The 16,657-nt window shown below is 71.4% G+C and carries 11 protein-coding genes; 10 read left to right on the plus strand and 1 reads right to left on the minus strand.

All coding sequences use genetic code 11. The features are described 5' to 3' along the window. The first annotated feature begins 45 nt into the window (after positions 1 to 45). A complete protein-coding gene (locus tag ACLQ14_RS12070; RefSeq protein ID WP_425813272.1) occupies positions 46 to 4,113 on the plus strand; it encodes a carbohydrate-binding protein in 4,068 nt (1,355 codons plus the stop codon). 113 nt (positions 4,114 to 4,226) lie between these two features. Here ACLQ14_RS12070 and ACLQ14_RS12075 read toward each other — a convergent pair whose 3' ends face one another. Continuing rightward, positions 4,227 to 5,060, minus strand: a complete 834-nt coding sequence (locus tag ACLQ14_RS12075; RefSeq protein ID WP_425813274.1) for a DeoR/GlpR family DNA-binding transcription regulator — start codon at positions 5,058 to 5,060, stop codon at positions 4,227 to 4,229. A 122-nt stretch (positions 5,061 to 5,182) separates the two neighbouring features. Between ACLQ14_RS12075 and ACLQ14_RS12080 the strand changes: the two genes are divergently transcribed. The 9 genes from ACLQ14_RS12080 (at position 5,183) to ACLQ14_RS12120 (ending at position 16,628) form a co-directional block, all read left to right on the plus strand. Beyond that, positions 5,183 to 6,241, plus strand: a complete 1,059-nt coding sequence (locus ACLQ14_RS12080) for a LacI family DNA-binding transcriptional regulator (protein ID WP_425813276.1) — start codon at positions 5,183 to 5,185, stop codon at positions 6,239 to 6,241. Between the two features lie 186 nt (positions 6,242 to 6,427). Continuing rightward, the gene (locus ACLQ14_RS12085; protein ID WP_425813278.1) at positions 6,428 to 7,363 is read left to right on the plus strand and encodes a carbohydrate ABC transporter permease; all 936 of its coding nucleotides are present in this window, start codon (positions 6,428 to 6,430) and stop codon (positions 7,361 to 7,363) included. 3 nt (positions 7,364 to 7,366) lie between these two features. Then, entirely contained in the window at positions 7,367 to 8,281 is a 915-nt protein-coding gene (locus ACLQ14_RS12090; RefSeq protein WP_425813280.1) for a carbohydrate ABC transporter permease, read from the plus strand. 82 nt (positions 8,282 to 8,363) lie between these two features. Next, positions 8,364 to 9,716, plus strand: a complete 1,353-nt coding sequence (locus tag ACLQ14_RS12095; protein ID WP_425813282.1) for an ABC transporter substrate-binding protein — start codon at positions 8,364 to 8,366, stop codon at positions 9,714 to 9,716. 91 nt (positions 9,717 to 9,807) lie between these two features. Beyond that, positions 9,808 to 11,883, plus strand: coding sequence for a beta-galactosidase (locus ACLQ14_RS12100; RefSeq protein WP_425813284.1), 2,076 nt, complete (start codon positions 9,808 to 9,810; stop codon positions 11,881 to 11,883). A 420-nt stretch (positions 11,884 to 12,303) separates the two neighbouring features. Further along, positions 12,304 to 13,338: a LacI family DNA-binding transcriptional regulator gene (locus ACLQ14_RS12105; RefSeq protein ID WP_425813286.1), complete on the plus strand. Its 1,035-nt coding sequence runs from the start codon at positions 12,304 to 12,306 to the stop codon at positions 13,336 to 13,338. Positions 13,339 to 13,425: 87 nt separating this feature from the next. Then, positions 13,426 to 14,697, plus strand: coding sequence for a sugar ABC transporter substrate-binding protein (locus ACLQ14_RS12110; RefSeq protein ID WP_425813288.1), 1,272 nt, complete (start codon positions 13,426 to 13,428; stop codon positions 14,695 to 14,697). A gap of 129 nt (positions 14,698 to 14,826) precedes the next feature. After that, entirely contained in the window at positions 14,827 to 15,807 is a 981-nt protein-coding gene (locus ACLQ14_RS12115) for a carbohydrate ABC transporter permease (protein ID WP_425813290.1), read from the plus strand. A 2-nt stretch (positions 15,808 to 15,809) separates the two neighbouring features. Continuing rightward, complete coding sequence (locus ACLQ14_RS12120; RefSeq protein WP_425813292.1) at positions 15,810 to 16,628, plus strand: carbohydrate ABC transporter permease; 819 nt, start codon at positions 15,810 to 15,812, stop codon at positions 16,626 to 16,628. Positions 16,629 to 16,657 lie beyond the last annotated feature (29 nt).

Below are 16,657 nucleotides of genomic sequence, written 5' to 3' on the forward strand. Positions count from 1 at the left end.
ACGAGCGGACGGCGGTGCCGCCGTCGCGTGATCAAGGGAGAACTCGTGCTCGTCACTCGTCATCACGGCGCCCGGGTGGGCGGGACCCGGGGCGCCGCGCTCGCGGCGGTCCTCGGGCTCGCCGCCGTCGGCGCCGTCGGACTGCCCGTCGCCGCCGCCCACGCCTCGGGCGTGGCCGTGGCCGCCGCCGCGCAGCAGGACCCCGTCGACGTGACCGTCGACGCGGACGACATCGCCGCGGACAACGTCAACGGCCTCACGTTCAAGGGCTTCGGCGCGCTGAGCGGCAACAGCTCGAGCGCCGTGCTCATGGACTACAAGGCGCAGCACCCGAAGGAGTACGCGCAGCTCCTCCAGGTCCTGTTCGGCGGGAGCCACCCGCTGATGAACCAGGTCAAGATCGAGATGGGCGACGACCGCAACACGTCGACGGGGCCCGAGCCCGCGACGATGCGCACCGCGGACGAGCCCGCGAACGTTGCCCGGGAGCCCGGCTTCCAGCTCGCAGCCGACGCGAAGAAGCTGAACCCGGACCTCAAGGTGAGCATCCTGCGCTGGGAGGCCCCGGCCTGGGCGAGCACGAACGACAAGATCTACACCTGGTACAAGAACACGATCCTCGCCGCGTACCGGACGTACGGCTACATGGTCGACTACGTGAACCCGGGGGTGAACGAGTCCACGGCGGACCTGGCCTGGAGCAAGGACTTCTCCCAGCGCGTGAAGACCGACGCGACGGGGTACGTGAGCGACGACGCGTCGCTGGCCGGCTTCCGGCCGGGCGAGGCGGCGCTGTTCCACCAGATCAAGACGGTGATCTCCGACGAGGCCGGGCTCGGGTCGTTCGGCGACGACATGGTCGCGGACAGCTCCCTGCGGGACGCGGTCGACGTCGCCTCGTACCACTACAACACCGACGACGACGCGGCGGGCGACTTCAAGAAGCTCGCCCAGGTCTTCGACAAGGAGGTCTGGAACTCCGAGGCCCAGGCCACGTTCTCCAACTCGTCGTTCCGGCCGAACAACAACACCAAGGACCCCAGCGTCGCGGGCACGGGGATCGGCGGGGTCAACGGCCCGCTCGAGATGGCGAACACGGTCGTCAAGGGTTTCGTGAACTCCAACCGGACCGCGTTCGTCTACCAGCCGGCCATCGGCTCGTTCTACGAGGGTGGCCAGTACTCCTTCAAGGAGCTGGTGAGCGCGCGCGACCCGTGGTCGGGGTGGATGCACTACGACGCGGGGCTCGCGGTCCTCGGCCAGTTCGCCGACTTCGCGGTGACGGGCTGGGAGAACGCCGACAACACGGCCGGCATCTGGCGCGCCGTGCCGCAGGCGAGCCGGACGACGGCGACCGGGACCAACCCCGTCAACGGGCGCAACGGCCAGCCCGACTACCTGACGCTCGCGGCGCCGGACCGGTCCGACTTCTCCACCGTCGTCGTCAACGACTCCGAGTATGTCCAGACGTACCGGGTCACGCCCGAGCACTTCACGTTCGGTGCCGACCAGAAACTGGCGGTCTGGGAGACGCGCGCCGCCGACGACGGCGAGGCGTTCGACGCGAACTACAAGAGGCACGTGGGCGACGTGCAGGCCGACGCCGACGGCACCTACACGGTGACGGTCAAGCCGTACTCGATCGCGACGGTCACGTCGCTCGACGTGGCCTCGGACGCCGACAACGCCTGGAACACGCCGCTCCCTGTGGAGGGCGAGCGGACCGTCCTGGACGTCGACCCGTCGTCGGGCACGCTGTGGAAGGACGACTTCGACTACAGCGACAAGACCGTCCCGGTGATCGCGGAGGGCGGCGGACTGAGCGGGAAGACCGAGAGCTTCGTCGACTCGCGCGGGGGCGAGACGGGCACCATCCCGCTCTACACGTGGGACCGCAACGGCGGGTTCGAGGCCGTGAAGACGGCCCACGACGGGTGGGTGCTGCGCCAGCAGATCGACCGCACGGCGACCGGCGTCGGGGGCGCCTGGAACGGCGGCGACCCGGTTACCGCGGTCGGCGACCGGCGGTGGACGAACTACGAGGCCGGGGTCGACGTGAAGTTCCTCGGCTCCGCGGACGGGCGCTACGCCGCGATCGGCGCGCGCTCGAGCGGCGGGAGCGGGTCCGCGAGCATCAACGGGACGGCGTACGCGCTCAAGGTCGCGGCCGACGGCTCGTGGCAGCTCCTGCGCATGGGCACGGCGGTCGCGAAGGGCACCGCGGCGTCCGGCTGGGACGCGACCGCCTGGCACCACCTCACGATCCGCGCCGCGGGCGCCACGATCACGGCGTCCGTCGACGGGACGAAGGTTGCGACCTTCACCGACGACGACCCGTACCGGTCCGGCTGGGTCGACCTGGCCAGCAGCTTCGACCACACGGAGTTCGACAACCTGACCGTGCAGCGGGTGCAGGACGAGATCCCGTACTACGGGGAGTACCTCGACGACGAGGAGCTGACCGACCTCTCGAGCACGCCGCAGGCGAAGCTCGTCTACGCCGGGACCTGGGCCCACGCCAACGGCGGGAGCATGTACCAGTACCAGCGCTCGACCTCGACGACGTCGACCAAGGGCTCGAGCGTGAGCTACACGTTCACCGGGTCGGGTCTCGACCTGCTGGGCGCGAACGACGGCACCGCGACCCTCGACGTGAGCGTCGACGGCACGCCGGTGGCCCTCGGCGCGAAGACGCAGACGGCGACGGACTTCCAGGCTCTGTACGCGCTGCGCGGCCTGCCGTGGGGCAAGCACACCGTCACCGTGTCGCTCGCGTCGGGCAAGCTCGTGCTCGACGCGGTCGGCGTGGCGAGCGCGCCCGCGTCGGGCACGGCGTCGACCACGGCGCTCGCCGCCGCGCTCCAGGCGACGGAGAAGGTCAAGCGGACCGGCGACTTCACCGACGCCACGTGGAGCCTGCTGCAGCATGCGATCTTCACGGCGAAGAAGGCAGTCGTCGACCCGGCCGCGTATCGGCTCGACGCCGACGGCGCGACGCAGCTGGCCCAGCGGCTCGTGGACGCGTCGGACCCGCTGCTCGGGCAGATCGCGTCGCTCGCCCCGGTGAGCGCCGCGACCTGGACCGGCGAGGCGCCCACCGGGCTGGCGGCGACGGTCGCCGCGACGCTGGTCGACGGGACGTCACGGGACGTTCCGGTGACCTGGGACCTCGGCGGGCTGTCGTTCGCCACGGACTGGGCCACGGTCAGCGTGCCGGGGCACTACGGGAGCGCGCGGACGACGGCGCGGGTCGAGGTCGTGCCTCGCGGTGCGGTCGCGTTCGCCGACGTCTCGGGCACGAAGCCCGTGCTGGGCTCCGACTCGCCGGCTTACACGGCGGTCAGGGGGCTCGTCGGGGACGGCCTGGTCAACGACGCACCCGACCAGGGCCTCGCGGGCGACGCGACCTGGGGGCACTTCGCGACGAACGCGAAGGGAGCCGCCGAGCCCTACGTCAAGGGCGTCGTCGCCGGGCCCTACGACAAGACGACGACCACCGGGCTGTACACGGCCAATCAGGTGGGTGCGAAGGTCGGCTACACGCTCGACCTGCCCGCGGGCCGCTACACGATCGCCGCGGGGACGTACTCGTGGTGGCCGACCAGCAGCCGCACCGAGGCGGTGTCGCTCACCTACGACGGCGCGGCCCACCAGGTGGGCACGGTGACGCTCGACTCGTCGAGCCCGGGCCGGGTGCTGTCCTACGACGTCGTGCACGCCGAGGACGGCCCGGTGACCCTCACGCTCACCGCGACCAACGCGCAGTCCCCGATGCTGTCGTGGGTCGGCGCCGTCGCGCAGCCGGCGGCGTGGGACGCGGCGGTCGCGTACACGTCCGGCGACCGGGTGACCTCGGGTGGCCGCACGTTCGTGGCGCAGTGGTGGACGCAGGCTGAGGTGCCCGGCGCGTCGTCGTACGGGGCGTGGGCCGAGGTCGGCGCGCCGGCCACCTGCCAGGACGTGACGGCGCGGGAGTGGACCGACTCGTGGGTCTACACGGGCGGCGAGACGGTCGTCCACGACGGCGCGCTGTGGAAGGCGCAGTGGTGGACCCGCGACCAGGAACCGGGGGCGAACGACTCCGGTCCGTGGAGCAGGGCGGGCACCTGCTGACGGAGGTCCCCGACGTGACCGGCGGACGCCCGTCCTGCGGCTCGCGAGTCGAGCCGCGCGGCGGGCGTCCGCGCCGTCGGGTCGCAGCGCCGCCCCCGGGCCGCTGAAGGACGTCAGCCGGCGCGTCGCACCGGCAGAGCCGGCTCCTCGTCGAGCGCTGCCGCGGTGTCGTCCTCCACGGCGTGCACGACCGCGCCACCGGCCGCGAGGCCGGCGAGCGCGCCGTCGTCGGGGTGGGCGTCCGTCACGACGTGGCCGATCGACCGGCTGGGCACCGCCTCGACGACGGAGTCCCGGCCGACGGCGGCACCCACGGCGAGCGCGACGGTGTGCTGCGCGGCGAGGGCGAGCGCGCGGTTGACGGACGCGACCGGGAGGCTGCGGGACGTGAGCCCGTGTGCCGCCGTGAGCCCGTCGGCCGGCACGAAGGCGTACCGCACGCGGATTCCCTGGAGGGACGCCTCGGCGGCGGTCCCGACGAGGGCCAGACCGTCGCCGCCCTCGGCCGAGCCGCCGGTGACGATCACGTCGGCGTCGGTCGGTGCGAGCTCGACCGCGACGACCAGCGAGTTCGTGACGACGGTCAGCCCGGGCACCTGGGCGAGCGCGGAAGCGAGCTGCCGGTCGCCGGTCCCGGCGCCGATCGCGACGGCGTCGCCGGGCTCGACGAGCCCCGCTGCGAGTCGTGCGACGGCCGACACGGTCCGCGCGGGGCCGTCGACCACGAGCGCGGCGAGCGTCGGACCGGGCGACGTCCGTCGGGCGGGGTCCGGGCGCGAGGCGCCACCGCGCTGCCGGCGGACCAGGCCCTGCCGATCGAGGTCGCGCAGGTCGCGCCGGATCGTCGCCTCCGACGCGCCGACGAGCGCCGAGAGGTCGTGCAGCGAGACGAGGCCACGGTCCTGGACGTGCTGCACGATCGACCGGCGTCGGGCGTAGGGATGCATGGTGCCTCTCCGTGATCGTCGTGCCGGCGGGTCGCCTGCGGCGATGTTAACGTCGCCAAACTTGCTGCCCAACCTGACAGCGATGGACAGGATGTGACCGGCCCCACGGCTATGCTCGGGCCATGTCGACCGAGGACGAGGTGCGCGCCGTCCGCGCACGGGGGAGGGCCCGCCTCGGCCCGTCGATCGGTGACGTCGCCCGCGAGGCCGGCGTGTCCGCGCAGACAGTCTCCCGCGTGTCGACCGGTGCTGACAACGTCCGGCCGGACACCCGCAGCCGCGTCCTCGAGGCGATGGAGAAGCTCGGCTACTCGCCCAACCACGCGGCACGCGCTCTGCGCTACGGCAGCTTCGGCGCGATCGGCATCATCGCCCACCAGCTCGCGCGCACGGGGGAGTCGCGGACGGTCGAGGCGGTCGTGGAGGCGGCCCGCCAGAAGGGCTACACCACGAGCCTCGTGGACGTCCGGTCGCCGTCGCCGACCGACGTCGACGACGCGGTCAAGCGGCTCGACCACCAGTCGATCGACGGCCTCGTCATCATCCGCGCCGAGACGGCCACCCCCGCCACGCTCGTGCTGCCCCGACGACTCCCCGTCGCGGTCTCGGACTCGCGGTTCGTCGGGCACCACCCGGCGGTCGGTGCCGACCAGCGCGGGGGCACGCAGGCGGCCGTCGAGCACCTGCTCAGCCTCGGGCACCGCACGGTGCACCACCTGGCGGGGCCGGCGGAGTCGGCGCCGGCGGAGATCCGCGTCCAGGTCTGGAGCGAGGTCCTCCAGGCGGCGGGCCGCGAGGTCCCGGTGCCGCTCCGCGGCGACTGGAGCTCGCGCTCGGGCTACGAGCTCGGGGTTCGGGTGGCTCGCGACCGGGACGTCACGGCGGTCTTCGCTGCCAACGACGAGATGGCCGCGGGGCTGATGCGGGCGCTGTACGAGCACGGGCTCCGCGTGCCCGACGACGTCAGCGTGGTCGGCTTCGACGGGATCCCGCTCGCGGAGTACTTCTGGCCGCCGCTGACGACCGTGCGCCAGGACTTCCACCGGATCGGGGAGGAGCTGGTGGCGCTGCTGGCGCGCCAGCTCGACGGCGAGGTCCTGACCGACCACCGGGCGGTCGTGCCGACCGAGCTGGTGGTGCGAGCGAGCACCGCGCCGCCGGGGCGTGCCGCCGCGCCCTGAACCCGGGCGGCGTCGGCTGGCTCGCGGCCGGTGAGCATCGTCACCGAACCGTGATCGGGCTGGCTTGACGCCCGAGCCCATGTGACTGCATGATCGGTTCTGTTCATGTTTACGCAAACATCTGTGCTCCGCTGACATGAATGGTGACGTCACCATGCGGAGCGCTCGAGGAAGAGGTTGACGACGATGTCTCAAGCGACACCCGCGGTAGCACCGCCTGCGGCCGTCGCCCCCGCCCGACGGCGTCGTGCGCCGTCCGCCCGTCATCGCTGGACGGGATGGGGGTTCCTCGGGCCCTTCGCCATCGTGTTCGCGCTGGTGTTCCTCGCCCCGCTCGTCTACTCGATCTACCTCAGCCTGTTCCGCAACCGGCTGATCGGTGGCAACGCGTTCGTGGGGCTGGACAACTACACCCAGGCGCTGAAGGACCCGCAGTTCTGGTCCGGCTTCGGGCGGGTGGCGCTGTTCCTCGTCGTGCAGGTGCCGATCATGCTCGGCATCGCCCTGCTGGTCGCCCTCGCGATCGACAGCGGCCGCCTCTACGGCAAGAACTTCTTCCGCATCGCGATCTTCATGCCGTACGCGGTGCCCGCCGTCGTCGCGAGCCTCCTGTGGGGCTTCATGTACGGGTCGCGGTTCGGGCTCGTGGGGAACATCAACGACGCGTTCGGCTGGCACCTGCCCGACCCGCTCGCCCCGAGCTGGATCCTCGCGTCCATCGGCAACATCGTCACGTGGGAGTTCGTCGGCTACAACATGCTGATCTTCTACGCCGCGCTGCGCGTCGTGCCGACGTCGCTCTACGAGGCCGCCGAGATCGACGGCGCCAGCCAGTGGCGCATCGTCCGGCACATCAAGATCCCGGCGATCCGCGGCTCGCTCGTCATCGCGACGATCTTCTCGATCATCGGCAGCTTCCAGCTCTTCAACGAGCCGAGCATCCTCAAGTCGCTCGCGCCCAACTCGATCTCGACCTACTTCACGCCCAACCTGTACGCGTACTCGCTGTCGTTCTCCGGCCAGCAGTACAACTACTCGGCGACGATCGCGATCGTCATGGGCGTCATCACCATGATCATCGCCTACGCCGTTCAGCTGCGTGGCATGCGACGGGGGAACTGACCCATGGCCGCCACCACCCTCTCCCCGCGCGTCACGCGCCCCGCGAGCGCCCGCCGTCGTCGGCACGGCGTCGACAAGCCGCGCCGTTCCGTCCTGCTGACCGTCCTCACGTGCATCGTGCTGCTCTACGCGTTGGTGCCGCTGGCGTGGCTGCTGATCAACTCGACGAAGACGCAGGCCGGGCTGTTCGACTCGTTCGGGCTCTGGTTCTCGGACGACTTCGCGCTGTGGAGCAACATCCACGACACCCTGACCTACGACCACGGCATCTTCCTCCGGTGGCTGCTCAACACCGTGCTGTACGTCGTCGTGGGCGCTGGCGGTGCGACGCTCCTCGCCACCCTGGGCGGCTATGCGCTTGCGAAGTTCAGCTTCCCGGGCAAGCGCGCGGTCTTCGCCGTCGTCATCGGCGCCGTGGCGGTTCCGGGCACGGCTCTGGCGGTCCCGACCTTCCTGCTCTTCAGCAAGCTGGGACTCACCAACACCCCGTGGGCGGTGATCCTGCCGTCGCTGATCTCCCCGTTCGGGCTGTACCTCATGTGGGTCTTCGCGAACGACGCGATCCCCACCGAGCTGCTCGAGGCCGCCCGGATGGACGGCGCCGGCGAGGTACGCACGTTCTTCAGGGTGAGCGCCCCCCTGCTGGCCCCGGGGGTCGTGACGGTCCTCCTGTTCACGATGGTCGCGACCTGGAACAACTACTTCCTGCCGCTGATCATGCTCAAGGACTCGCACTGGTACCCCCTGGTCCTCGGGCTCAACCAGTGGAACGCGCAGGCGGCGACAGCCGGCGGCGAGGCGATCTTCAACCTCGTGATCACCGGCTCGCTCCTGACGATCGTGCCGCTCATCGCGGCGTTCCTGCTGCTCCAGCGCTTCTGGCAGTCCGGCCTGTCGGCCGGCGGCGTCAAGGAGTGAGCCTCACCCACCGCGCTCCCGCGCATCCCGAGCCCGACGACGCCCGTCCGGTCTCGACCACGAAGAAGTGAGAGGAATCCCCATGTCCCGCATCACCCGACGCAGCCGGCTCCTCGCCGGTGGCGCGATCGTCGGAGTCCTGTCGCTCGCGCTGGCCGCGTGCAGCAGCTCGTCCGACGACTCCGGCAGCACGCCGAAGCCCGCGAACACCTCCGCGGTCGAGGACGCGCTCGCCAAGGGCGGCTCCATCACCGTGTGGGCGTGGGAGCCCACGCTCAAGGAAGTCGTCCCCGCGTTCGAGAAGAAGTACCCGAACGTCAAGGTGAACCTCGTCAACGCCGGCACCGGCAACGACCAGTACACCGCGCTGCAGAACGCGATCAAGGCCGGCAAGGGCGTGCCCGACGTCGCGCAGATCGAGTACTACGCGCTCCCGCAGTTCGCGCTCGGCAAGTCGGTGGCCGACCTGAGCCAGTTCGGCGCCGGGTCGCTCGACGGCACCTTCACGCCCGGCCCGTGGGGATCCGTGCACAGCGGCGACGCGATCGACGGCCTGCCGATGGACTCCGGGCCCATGGCGCTGTTCTACAACAAGAAGGTCTTCGATAAGTACGGCCTCAAGGTCCCGACGACCTGGGACGAGTACGTCGCCGACGCGCAGAAGCTCCACGCCGCCAACCCCAAGGCGTACATCACGAACGACACCGGCGACGCCGGCTTCACGACGAGCATGATCTGGCAGGCCGGCGGCAAGCCCTACACCGTCGACGGCACGAACGTGAAGATCGACTTCGCGAACGACGCCGGCACCCAGAAGTTCACCTCCACCTGGCAGAAGCTCCTCGACGGCAAGCTCGTCGCGCCCGTCAGCTCGTGGAGCGACGAGTGGTACAAGGGGCTCGGCGACGGCACGATCGCGACGCTCGCCATCGGCGCCTGGATGCCGGCGAACCTCGAGTCCGGCGTGGCCGCAGCCAAGGGCGACTGGCGCGTGGCGCCGCTGCCGCAGTGGACGGCCGGGGAGAACGCCAGCTCCGAGAACGGCGGCTCCTCGCTCGCCGTGACCGACGCCAGCAGCAACAAGGCGCTCGCGTACGCCTTCACCAAGTTCGCCACGGTCGACGAGGGCGTGCAGATCCGCGTCGACGGCGGCGCCTTCCCGGCGACCACCGCGACGCTGAAGTCGCAGGACTTCCTGAGCGCGGCCCCCGCCTACTTCGGCGGCCAGAAGATCAACGAGGTGCTCGCGCAGTCCGCCGAGAACGTCGTGGAGGGCTGGAGCTACCTGCCCTTCCAGGTCTACGCGAACTCGATCTTCAACGACACGGTCGGCAAGGCGTACACCGGCGCCACGACGCTCTCCGACGGCCTCAAGGCCTGGCAGGACGCGTCGGTCAAGTACGGCCAGGACCAGGGCTTCACGGTCAACAAGTAGCACCCGCCCCGCGGCCGGCGACGACGTTCGTCGGCCGCGGGCCCGGCGTCGGCCGCGACGCCGCCCCGAGCCACACCCGGAGGACAGACTCATGACACCGCCCGTCCAGCACCGCTGGCTCCGCTGGCCGAACCCGGCCGGCAGCGACGGCGCAGCCTCGGGCTCCCTCGCCCCGCCCGTCGGCTACGGCGCCGACTACAACCCGGAGCAGTGGCCCCGGGAGGTGTGGGCGGAGGACGCGCGGCTCATGCGCGAGGCCGGCGTCACCATCGTGACGCTCGCGGTCTTCAGCTGGGCCAAGCTCCAGCCGGACGCCGACACGTGGGACTTCGCGTGGCTCGACGAGGTCATGGACCTCATGCACGCCCACGGGATCGCCGTCGACCTCGCCACGGCGACGGCCTCGCCCCCGCCGTGGCTGACGACGGCGCACCCCGAGATCCTCCCGGTGAACGAGCGCGGCGAGACGCTCTGGCCCGGCGCGCGCCAGCACTGGCGCCCCACCTCGCCGGTGTTCCGTGAGCACGCGCTGCGCCTGGTCGAGGCGATGGCGGAGCGGTACGGCGACCACCCGGCGCTCGCGGCGTGGCACGTGTCGAACGAGCTCGGGTGCCACAACGTCTACGACTACTCGTCCGACGCCGCGGACGCGTTCCGCGGCTGGCTGCGGGACCGCTACAAGACGGCCGACGCGCTCAACGACGCCTGGGGCACGAGCTTCTGGTCGCAGCGCTACGGCTCGTTCGACCAGGTGCTCCCGCCGCGCCTGGCCGCCAGCTACCCCAACCCGACGCAGCAGCTCGACTTCAAGCGGTTCTCGTCCGACGCGCTGCGCGACCACCTGCGCGCGGAGGCCGCGGTGCTGCGCCGGCTCACGCCCGACGTGCCCGTCACCACCAACTTCATGGTCATGGGCGAGACCCGCGGCATGGACTACGTCGGCTGGGCCGCAGACCTCGACTTCGTGTCCAACGACCACTACCGGCAGGCCGTCGAGCGCGCCGACGACGAGCTGTCGTTCTCCGCCAACCTCACGTCCGGGATCGCCGGCGGCAAGCCGTGGTACCTGATGGAGCACGCGACCAGCGCCGTCAACTGGCAGGACGTCAACCTGCCGAAGAGCACGGCGATGCTGCTCCACGACGCGCTGACGCACGTCGCGCACGGCGCCGACTCGGTGTGCTTCTTCCAGTGGCGTGCCTCGGCGTCCGGCGCCGAGAAGTACCACTCCGGGATGGTCCCGCACGCCGGCGCCGACTCCGAGCTGTTCCGCGGCGTCGTCCGGCTGGGGCGGACGCTCGAGGCGCTCGCTCCCGTCGTCGGGTCAGAGCGCGCGCAGGCGCCCGTCGCGATCCTGTTCGACTGGGACTCCTGGTGGGCGAGCGAGCTCGACTCCCACCCCACATCCCTGCTGCGCTACCGCCAGGAGGCGCTCGACTGGTACGGCGCGCTGCTCGACGCGGGCGTCCGGGCGGACGTCGTCCCCGTGGACGCCGACCTGTCCGGCTACGCGATGGTCGTCGCGCCCGTGCTGTACCTCGTGCCGGAGGAGACGGCCGAGCGCCTGCGCTCGTACGTCGACGGCGGCGGGCACCTCGTCGCCACGTACTTCTCGGGGATCGCCGACGCCGACGACCGGATCTACCTCGGGGGCTACCCGGGTGCGCTCCGCGACCTGCTCGGCGTCCGCGTCGAGGAGTTCGCTCCGCTGCTGGACGGCCAGACGGTGCGCCTCTCGACCGGCGCCGTCGGGAGCCTGTGGACCGAGCCCGTGCAGCTCACCGACCCGGCCACCGAGGTGCTCGCGTCGTACCTGTCGGGGTCTCTCGCCGGGAGCCCGGCGGTGACCCGGCGACCGGTCGGCACCGGGTCGGCGGCGTACGTGTCGACGCGGCTCGGGAACGAGGGCCTGGCCACGGTCCTGCCGCAGCTCCTCGCGGGTGCGGGCGTCGTGAGCGAGCTGCCGGCGTCGGCGCGCGGCACGGTCGAGCGCGTCGTGCGGACCGACGGGGACGCCCAGTTCGTGTTCCTCGTCAACCGCACCGAGCACCGTGTCGTCCTGCCTGCGACCGGCGAGCTCCTGGTGGGCGAGCGCGACGACGACGGCGCGGTCGTGCTCGACGCGCACGGCGTCGCCGTCCTGCGCGAGCCGGCCACCGCCTCCTGACCCGACGCGCCCCCTCCGCCGCGCGCGTTGGACGGAGGGGGCCCGTCGTCCCGCCGCCGCGACGTGAGCGAGCGGCCCGTGCTCCTCGCGAGCACGCGATCCGCGCCCCTCGACGACGGGGTCCCGGGCGCCCCCCCGCACCCGCCGTCCCCCGGCTGCCCCGCCCCCCGCCCGGGGGGCCGGGGTCCGCACCCTACTGTTCAGGCCGGGGGACCCCGTGTTCGGCGTGGGTGGGGCCGGCCACGACGGCGGCACCCTCTCCCGGACGGAAGGTCACCCCGGCGGGGGCCTTGACAGACCCGCACGCACGACCACTACCATCAGGACACCGATGTGAACGCTCACATCAATCAGTCCGACCACAGCCGCTCGGATCGCCCCAGGGCTTTCGAACCGGTTCGACGATGAAACGGAGACCCGATGACGACCATCGGCGACGTCGCCCGTCACGCGGGCGTCTCCCGCTCCACCGTGTCGTACGCGCTCTCCGGCAAGCGCACGATCTCGGCCGAGACGCGCGAGCGCGTCGAGCGGGCGGTCGCCGAGCTGGGCTTCACCCCGAACGCCGGGGCCCGCGCGCTGAAGACGTCGCAGACGATGGTGCTCGGGCTCCTGCTCCAGTTCCACGCCGACGAGTTCGCGCCCGCGATGCTCCAGTACGTGCTGCCGGTCTCCCAGGCGGCGCGGGCGGAGGGCTACGACATCCTCATGGTCACGGACCCGGACGGCCCGCGCGCCATCCATCGGATCGGCGACTCCGACATGGTCGACGGCTTCGTCCTGCTCGACGTCACCTCGGAGGACCCCAGGATCCCGTCGCTGCGCGAGGTGCGCCAGCCCGGGGTGCTCATCGGCCTCCCGCGCGACACGCGTGAGCTGGACGTCATCGACCTCGACTTCGGCGAGGCCGCGCGCATGCTGGTCGACCACCTGCACGAGCGCGGCCACCGCGAGATCGTCCTGGTCTCGCCGCCGCACCATGTCGTCGAGCGCGGCGGGTCGTACGTGTGGCGGTTCCGGGACGCGGCGATCGAACGGGCGGCGCGGTACGGCCTGCAGATCCACGCCTCCTACGGCGAGTCCCGCTCACCCGCGATCGGGGAGAGCGTCAACGCGATCCTCGACGCGCACCCGTACGCGACGGCCCTCGTCGTGCACAACGACGCGACCATCGCCGCTCTCCCCGGGATCCTGCGGGACCGGGGGCTGCGCGTCCCGGACGACCTCAGCGTCGTCTCGCTGTACTCGCGCGACTTCGGCGAGGAGTTCTCGCTCCCGTTCACCGCGGTCGAGTCCGCGGCCGACGAGCTGGGGCGCAGCGGCGTCGCGCAGCTCGTCCGTCGCATCACCCGGGCACCCGACGCCGGTCCGCCGGTCGCCCGGTTCGTCGCACCCGTCCTCCGGGACCGGGGGAGCACCCGACCGATCCACGCGACGCGTTCGACGAACCCCTGAGGCCGCGCGCCGGTCTGACCGTCGAATCGGTTCGCCGCCGCATCCCAGCACGACATGGACACAGCACGATTCAGAGAGGAACCTCCTGTGAACACCATCCGCTCCACCCGCCTCGCGAAGGTCGCCGGCGTCGCCGCCGGGGCCGCGCTCCTCGGCTCCGTCGCCGCCTGCAGCAGCGGCTCGTCCGGCTCCGGCGACGACACGTCGTCGTCGGCGAAGCTCACCACGGTCAGCTTCTGGGACCCGTACCCCCAGTACGACGACAGCTCGGACTGGGCGAAGTACGTCCAGGCGTGCGCACCCACCGGCACGACGCTCAAGCGCACGACGGCGCCCACGGCCGACCTGCTCAACAACCTGACGACGGCGGTCAAGGAGGGCAACGCGCCCGACGTGATCCTCCTCGACAACCCGGCCGTCCCGGAGGCCGCGAGCTCGGGCCTCCTCGCGCCCGCGTCCGACGTCGGCATCGACACGTCGGGCTTCGACGCGAACCTGGCCGGGCCGGGCACCGTCGACGACGTCACGTACGGCGTCCCGGTCGGCGCCAACACGTTGGGGCTGTACTACAACAAGGACATCCTCGACAAGGCGGGCGTCGACCCGTCGACCCTCACCTCCTGGGACGGCCTCAACGCCGCGCTGGAGAAGGTGACCAAGGCCGGTTCGAAGGGCATCACGTTCGCCGGGATCGCGGGCGAGGAGGGCGTGTTCCAGTTCCTGCCCTGGTTCTGGGGCGCCGGCGCGAACCTCAAGGAGCCGGGCTCGGCCCAGGCGACCGAGGCCGGCCAGCTCGTCTCGGACTGGATCGGCAAGGGCTACGCGCCCAAGTCGGCCGCGACGGACAACCAGTCGGCGTCGTGGGACCTCTTCCTCACGGGCAAGTACGCGTTCGCGGAGAACGGCTCGTGGTTCGCGAAGGCCGCGTCCGAGCAGAAGTTCCACGCGGTGATGGTGCCGATCCCCGCCAAGGCCGGTAACGCGGCGCCCGTCCCGACCGGCGGCGAGTTCGCGCTCGCGCCGCTGCAGAAGAAGAACGCGTCCGCGCACTACGCGAACGCGAAGCAGGTCATCGAGTGCCTGGTCGGCAAGGACAACCAGGTCAAGACCGCCGACGCCCTCGGCTACTTCGCCGCGAACAAGGACCTGCGCCAGTCGCAGATCGCGTCCGACAAGATCTGGACGCCGTGGGCGAGCGCGATCGAGAGCGCCCAGGGCCGCACGAGCGACCTCGGCGCCCAGTACACCGTCACGTCGGCGGCGCTCTCGACGGCGCTGCAGACCTCGCTCAACGCGGCCGGGGACTCCGGCGCGGTGTCCGACGCCTTCAAGCAGGCCACGACCGACGCCCAGGGCTGACGCCCCGGGCGGGCGAGGCCGCGCCGTCGGGCAGGACCCAGCACCGACACCTCCCGACGGCGCAGCCCCACCACCACCATCAGCCCTGCACGACCGCTCCCACCCGCACGACGACGAATGGTGAGACCCGTGGGCATCCACACCCCCGCACCCGCGCCGTCCCTCGAGCCCGCGCTCGAGGGGCAGCGCGCCGAGCTCGGCGACGCGCCACCCGCGCACCCGCGCCGCAGGATCCGGCCCAGCACCTGGGCCGCCCTCGCGTTCGTGGCCCCGCTCGTGATCTACCTGGCGCTGTTCTACGCCTACCCGCTGTACGAGAACGTGTCGATGAGCCTGCACCGGTTCACGCGCGCCACGTTCGTCACGGGCCAGGCGCCGTTCGTCGGGCTCGACATCTATCGCGAGGTGATCGGCTCGCCGCAGTTCTGGCCGATCGTCCGGCAGACGGCGACGTTCGTGATCGTCTCGCTCGTGTTCCAGTACGCGCTCGGGCTGGCGCTCGCGGTGTTCTTCCGCCGCGGCTTCCCGCTGTCGGGGCTGCTGCGCGGGCTGTTCCTCGTGCCGTGGCTGCTGCCGATCATCGTCTCGGCGACCACGTGGCAGTGGATGATGGACGCCGACTCGGGCATCATCAACCGGTTCCTCGGCGTGTTCGGCGTCGACCCGGTGTGGTGGCTCAACGCCGACCACTCGCTGTGGGCCGTGACGATCGCCAACATCTGGCTCGGGATCCCGTTCAACCTCGTGATCCTGTACTCGGGGCTGCAGAACATCCCGACCGACCTGTACGAGGCGGCGTCGCTCGACGGCGCGGGCGCGTGGCGACAGTTCTGGTCGATCACCTTCCCGCTGCTGCGCCCCGTCACCGCCATCACGCTGCTGCTGGGCTTCGTCTACACGCTCAAGGTCGTCGACATCGTCTGGATCATGACCCAAGGCACCGGCACGTCCCAGACCCTCGCGACCTGGGCCTACTCGATGGCCTTCGGCAAGGGGACGTCTGCCGTCATCAAGTACTCCCAGGCCTCCGCCGTCGGCTCGATCCTGCTGCTCGTCGCGCTGGTCATGGGCTTCGTGTACCTGCTCGTCCAGCGTCGCCAGGAGGACTGACCATGGACCGCGTCAACCGCACCTGGTGGAAGACCGTGCTCGGGGTCGTCCTGACCGCGCTCATGCTCTTCCCGCTGTACTGGATGATCAACGTCTCGCTCACCAAGCGCGAGGCCATCCGCGACGGGGACCTGTACCCCAAGGCGTTCACGCTCGAGCACTACGACGTGGTGCTCCACGACCAGCTGCCGTACCTCGGGACGAGCATCCTCGTGGGAGCCGGGACCGTCGCCCTGACGCTCGCGATCTCGGCGCCCGCGGCGTACGCGCTGTCGCGGCTCGTGCTGCCCGGACGCCGGGTGCTCAGCTTCCTGCTGATCGTCGCGCAGATGATCCCGGCCGTCGTGATGGCCCTCGGCTTCTACACCATCTACACCAACCTCGGGATCCTCGACACCGTGCCCGGGCTGATCCTCGCCGACTCCACGATCGCCGTGCCGTTCGGCGTCATGCTGTTCGCCGCCTTCATGACGGGCATCCCGGGCGAGCTGCTCCAGGCCGCGCAGATCGACGGCGCCTCGTACTGGCGCACGTTCCGCTCGGTCGTCATGCCGGTCGCGCGCAACTCCGCGGTCACCGTCGGGCTGTTCGCGTTCCTGTGGGCGTGGTCGGACTTCCTGTTCGCGTCCACGCTCAACCGTGACGGCGGCAAGCTCCGCCCGATCACGATGGGCCTGTACGACTACATCGGCTCGCAGAACCAGCAGTGGGGCGAGCTCATGGCCACGGCCGTCCTCGCCTCGATCCCGACGGCGGTGCTCCTGCTCGTCGCGCAGCGCTACGTCGCCGCCGGCGTCACCGCGGGCGCCGTCAAGGACTGACGGCTCGCGCCGGAATCCGTCCCTCCCGA

Origin of the sequence: Luteimicrobium sp. DT211 (genome assembly GCF_049844995.1) — a bacterium.
Lineage (GTDB): Bacteria > Actinomycetota > Actinomycetes > Actinomycetales > Cellulomonadaceae > Luteimicrobium.

Bases quoted from the DNA above. Each gene is read 5' to 3' on its own strand.
- ACLQ14_RS12100 (WP_425813284.1), top strand. From the start codon at position 9,808: ATGACACCGCCCGTCCAGCACCGCTGGCTCCGCTGGCCGAACCCGGCC.
- ACLQ14_RS12080 (WP_425813276.1), top strand. From the start codon at position 5,183: ATGTCGACCGAGGACGAGGTGCGCGCCGTCCGCGCACGGGGGAGGGCC.
- ACLQ14_RS12095 (WP_425813282.1), top strand. From the start codon at position 8,364: ATGTCCCGCATCACCCGACGCAGCCGGCTCCTCGCCGGTGGCGCGATC.
- ACLQ14_RS12090 (WP_425813280.1), top strand. From the start codon at position 7,367: ATGGCCGCCACCACCCTCTCCCCGCGCGTCACGCGCCCCGCGAGCGCC.
- ACLQ14_RS12120 (WP_425813292.1), top strand. From the start codon at position 15,810: ATGGACCGCGTCAACCGCACCTGGTGGAAGACCGTGCTCGGGGTCGTC.
- ACLQ14_RS12105 (WP_425813286.1), top strand. From the start codon at position 12,304: ATGACGACCATCGGCGACGTCGCCCGTCACGCGGGCGTCTCCCGCTCC.
- ACLQ14_RS12085 (WP_425813278.1), top strand. From the start codon at position 6,428: ATGTCTCAAGCGACACCCGCGGTAGCACCGCCTGCGGCCGTCGCCCCC.
- ACLQ14_RS12075 (WP_425813274.1), bottom strand. From the start codon at position 5,060: ATGCATCCCTACGCCCGACGCCGGTCGATCGTGCAGCACGTCCAGGAC.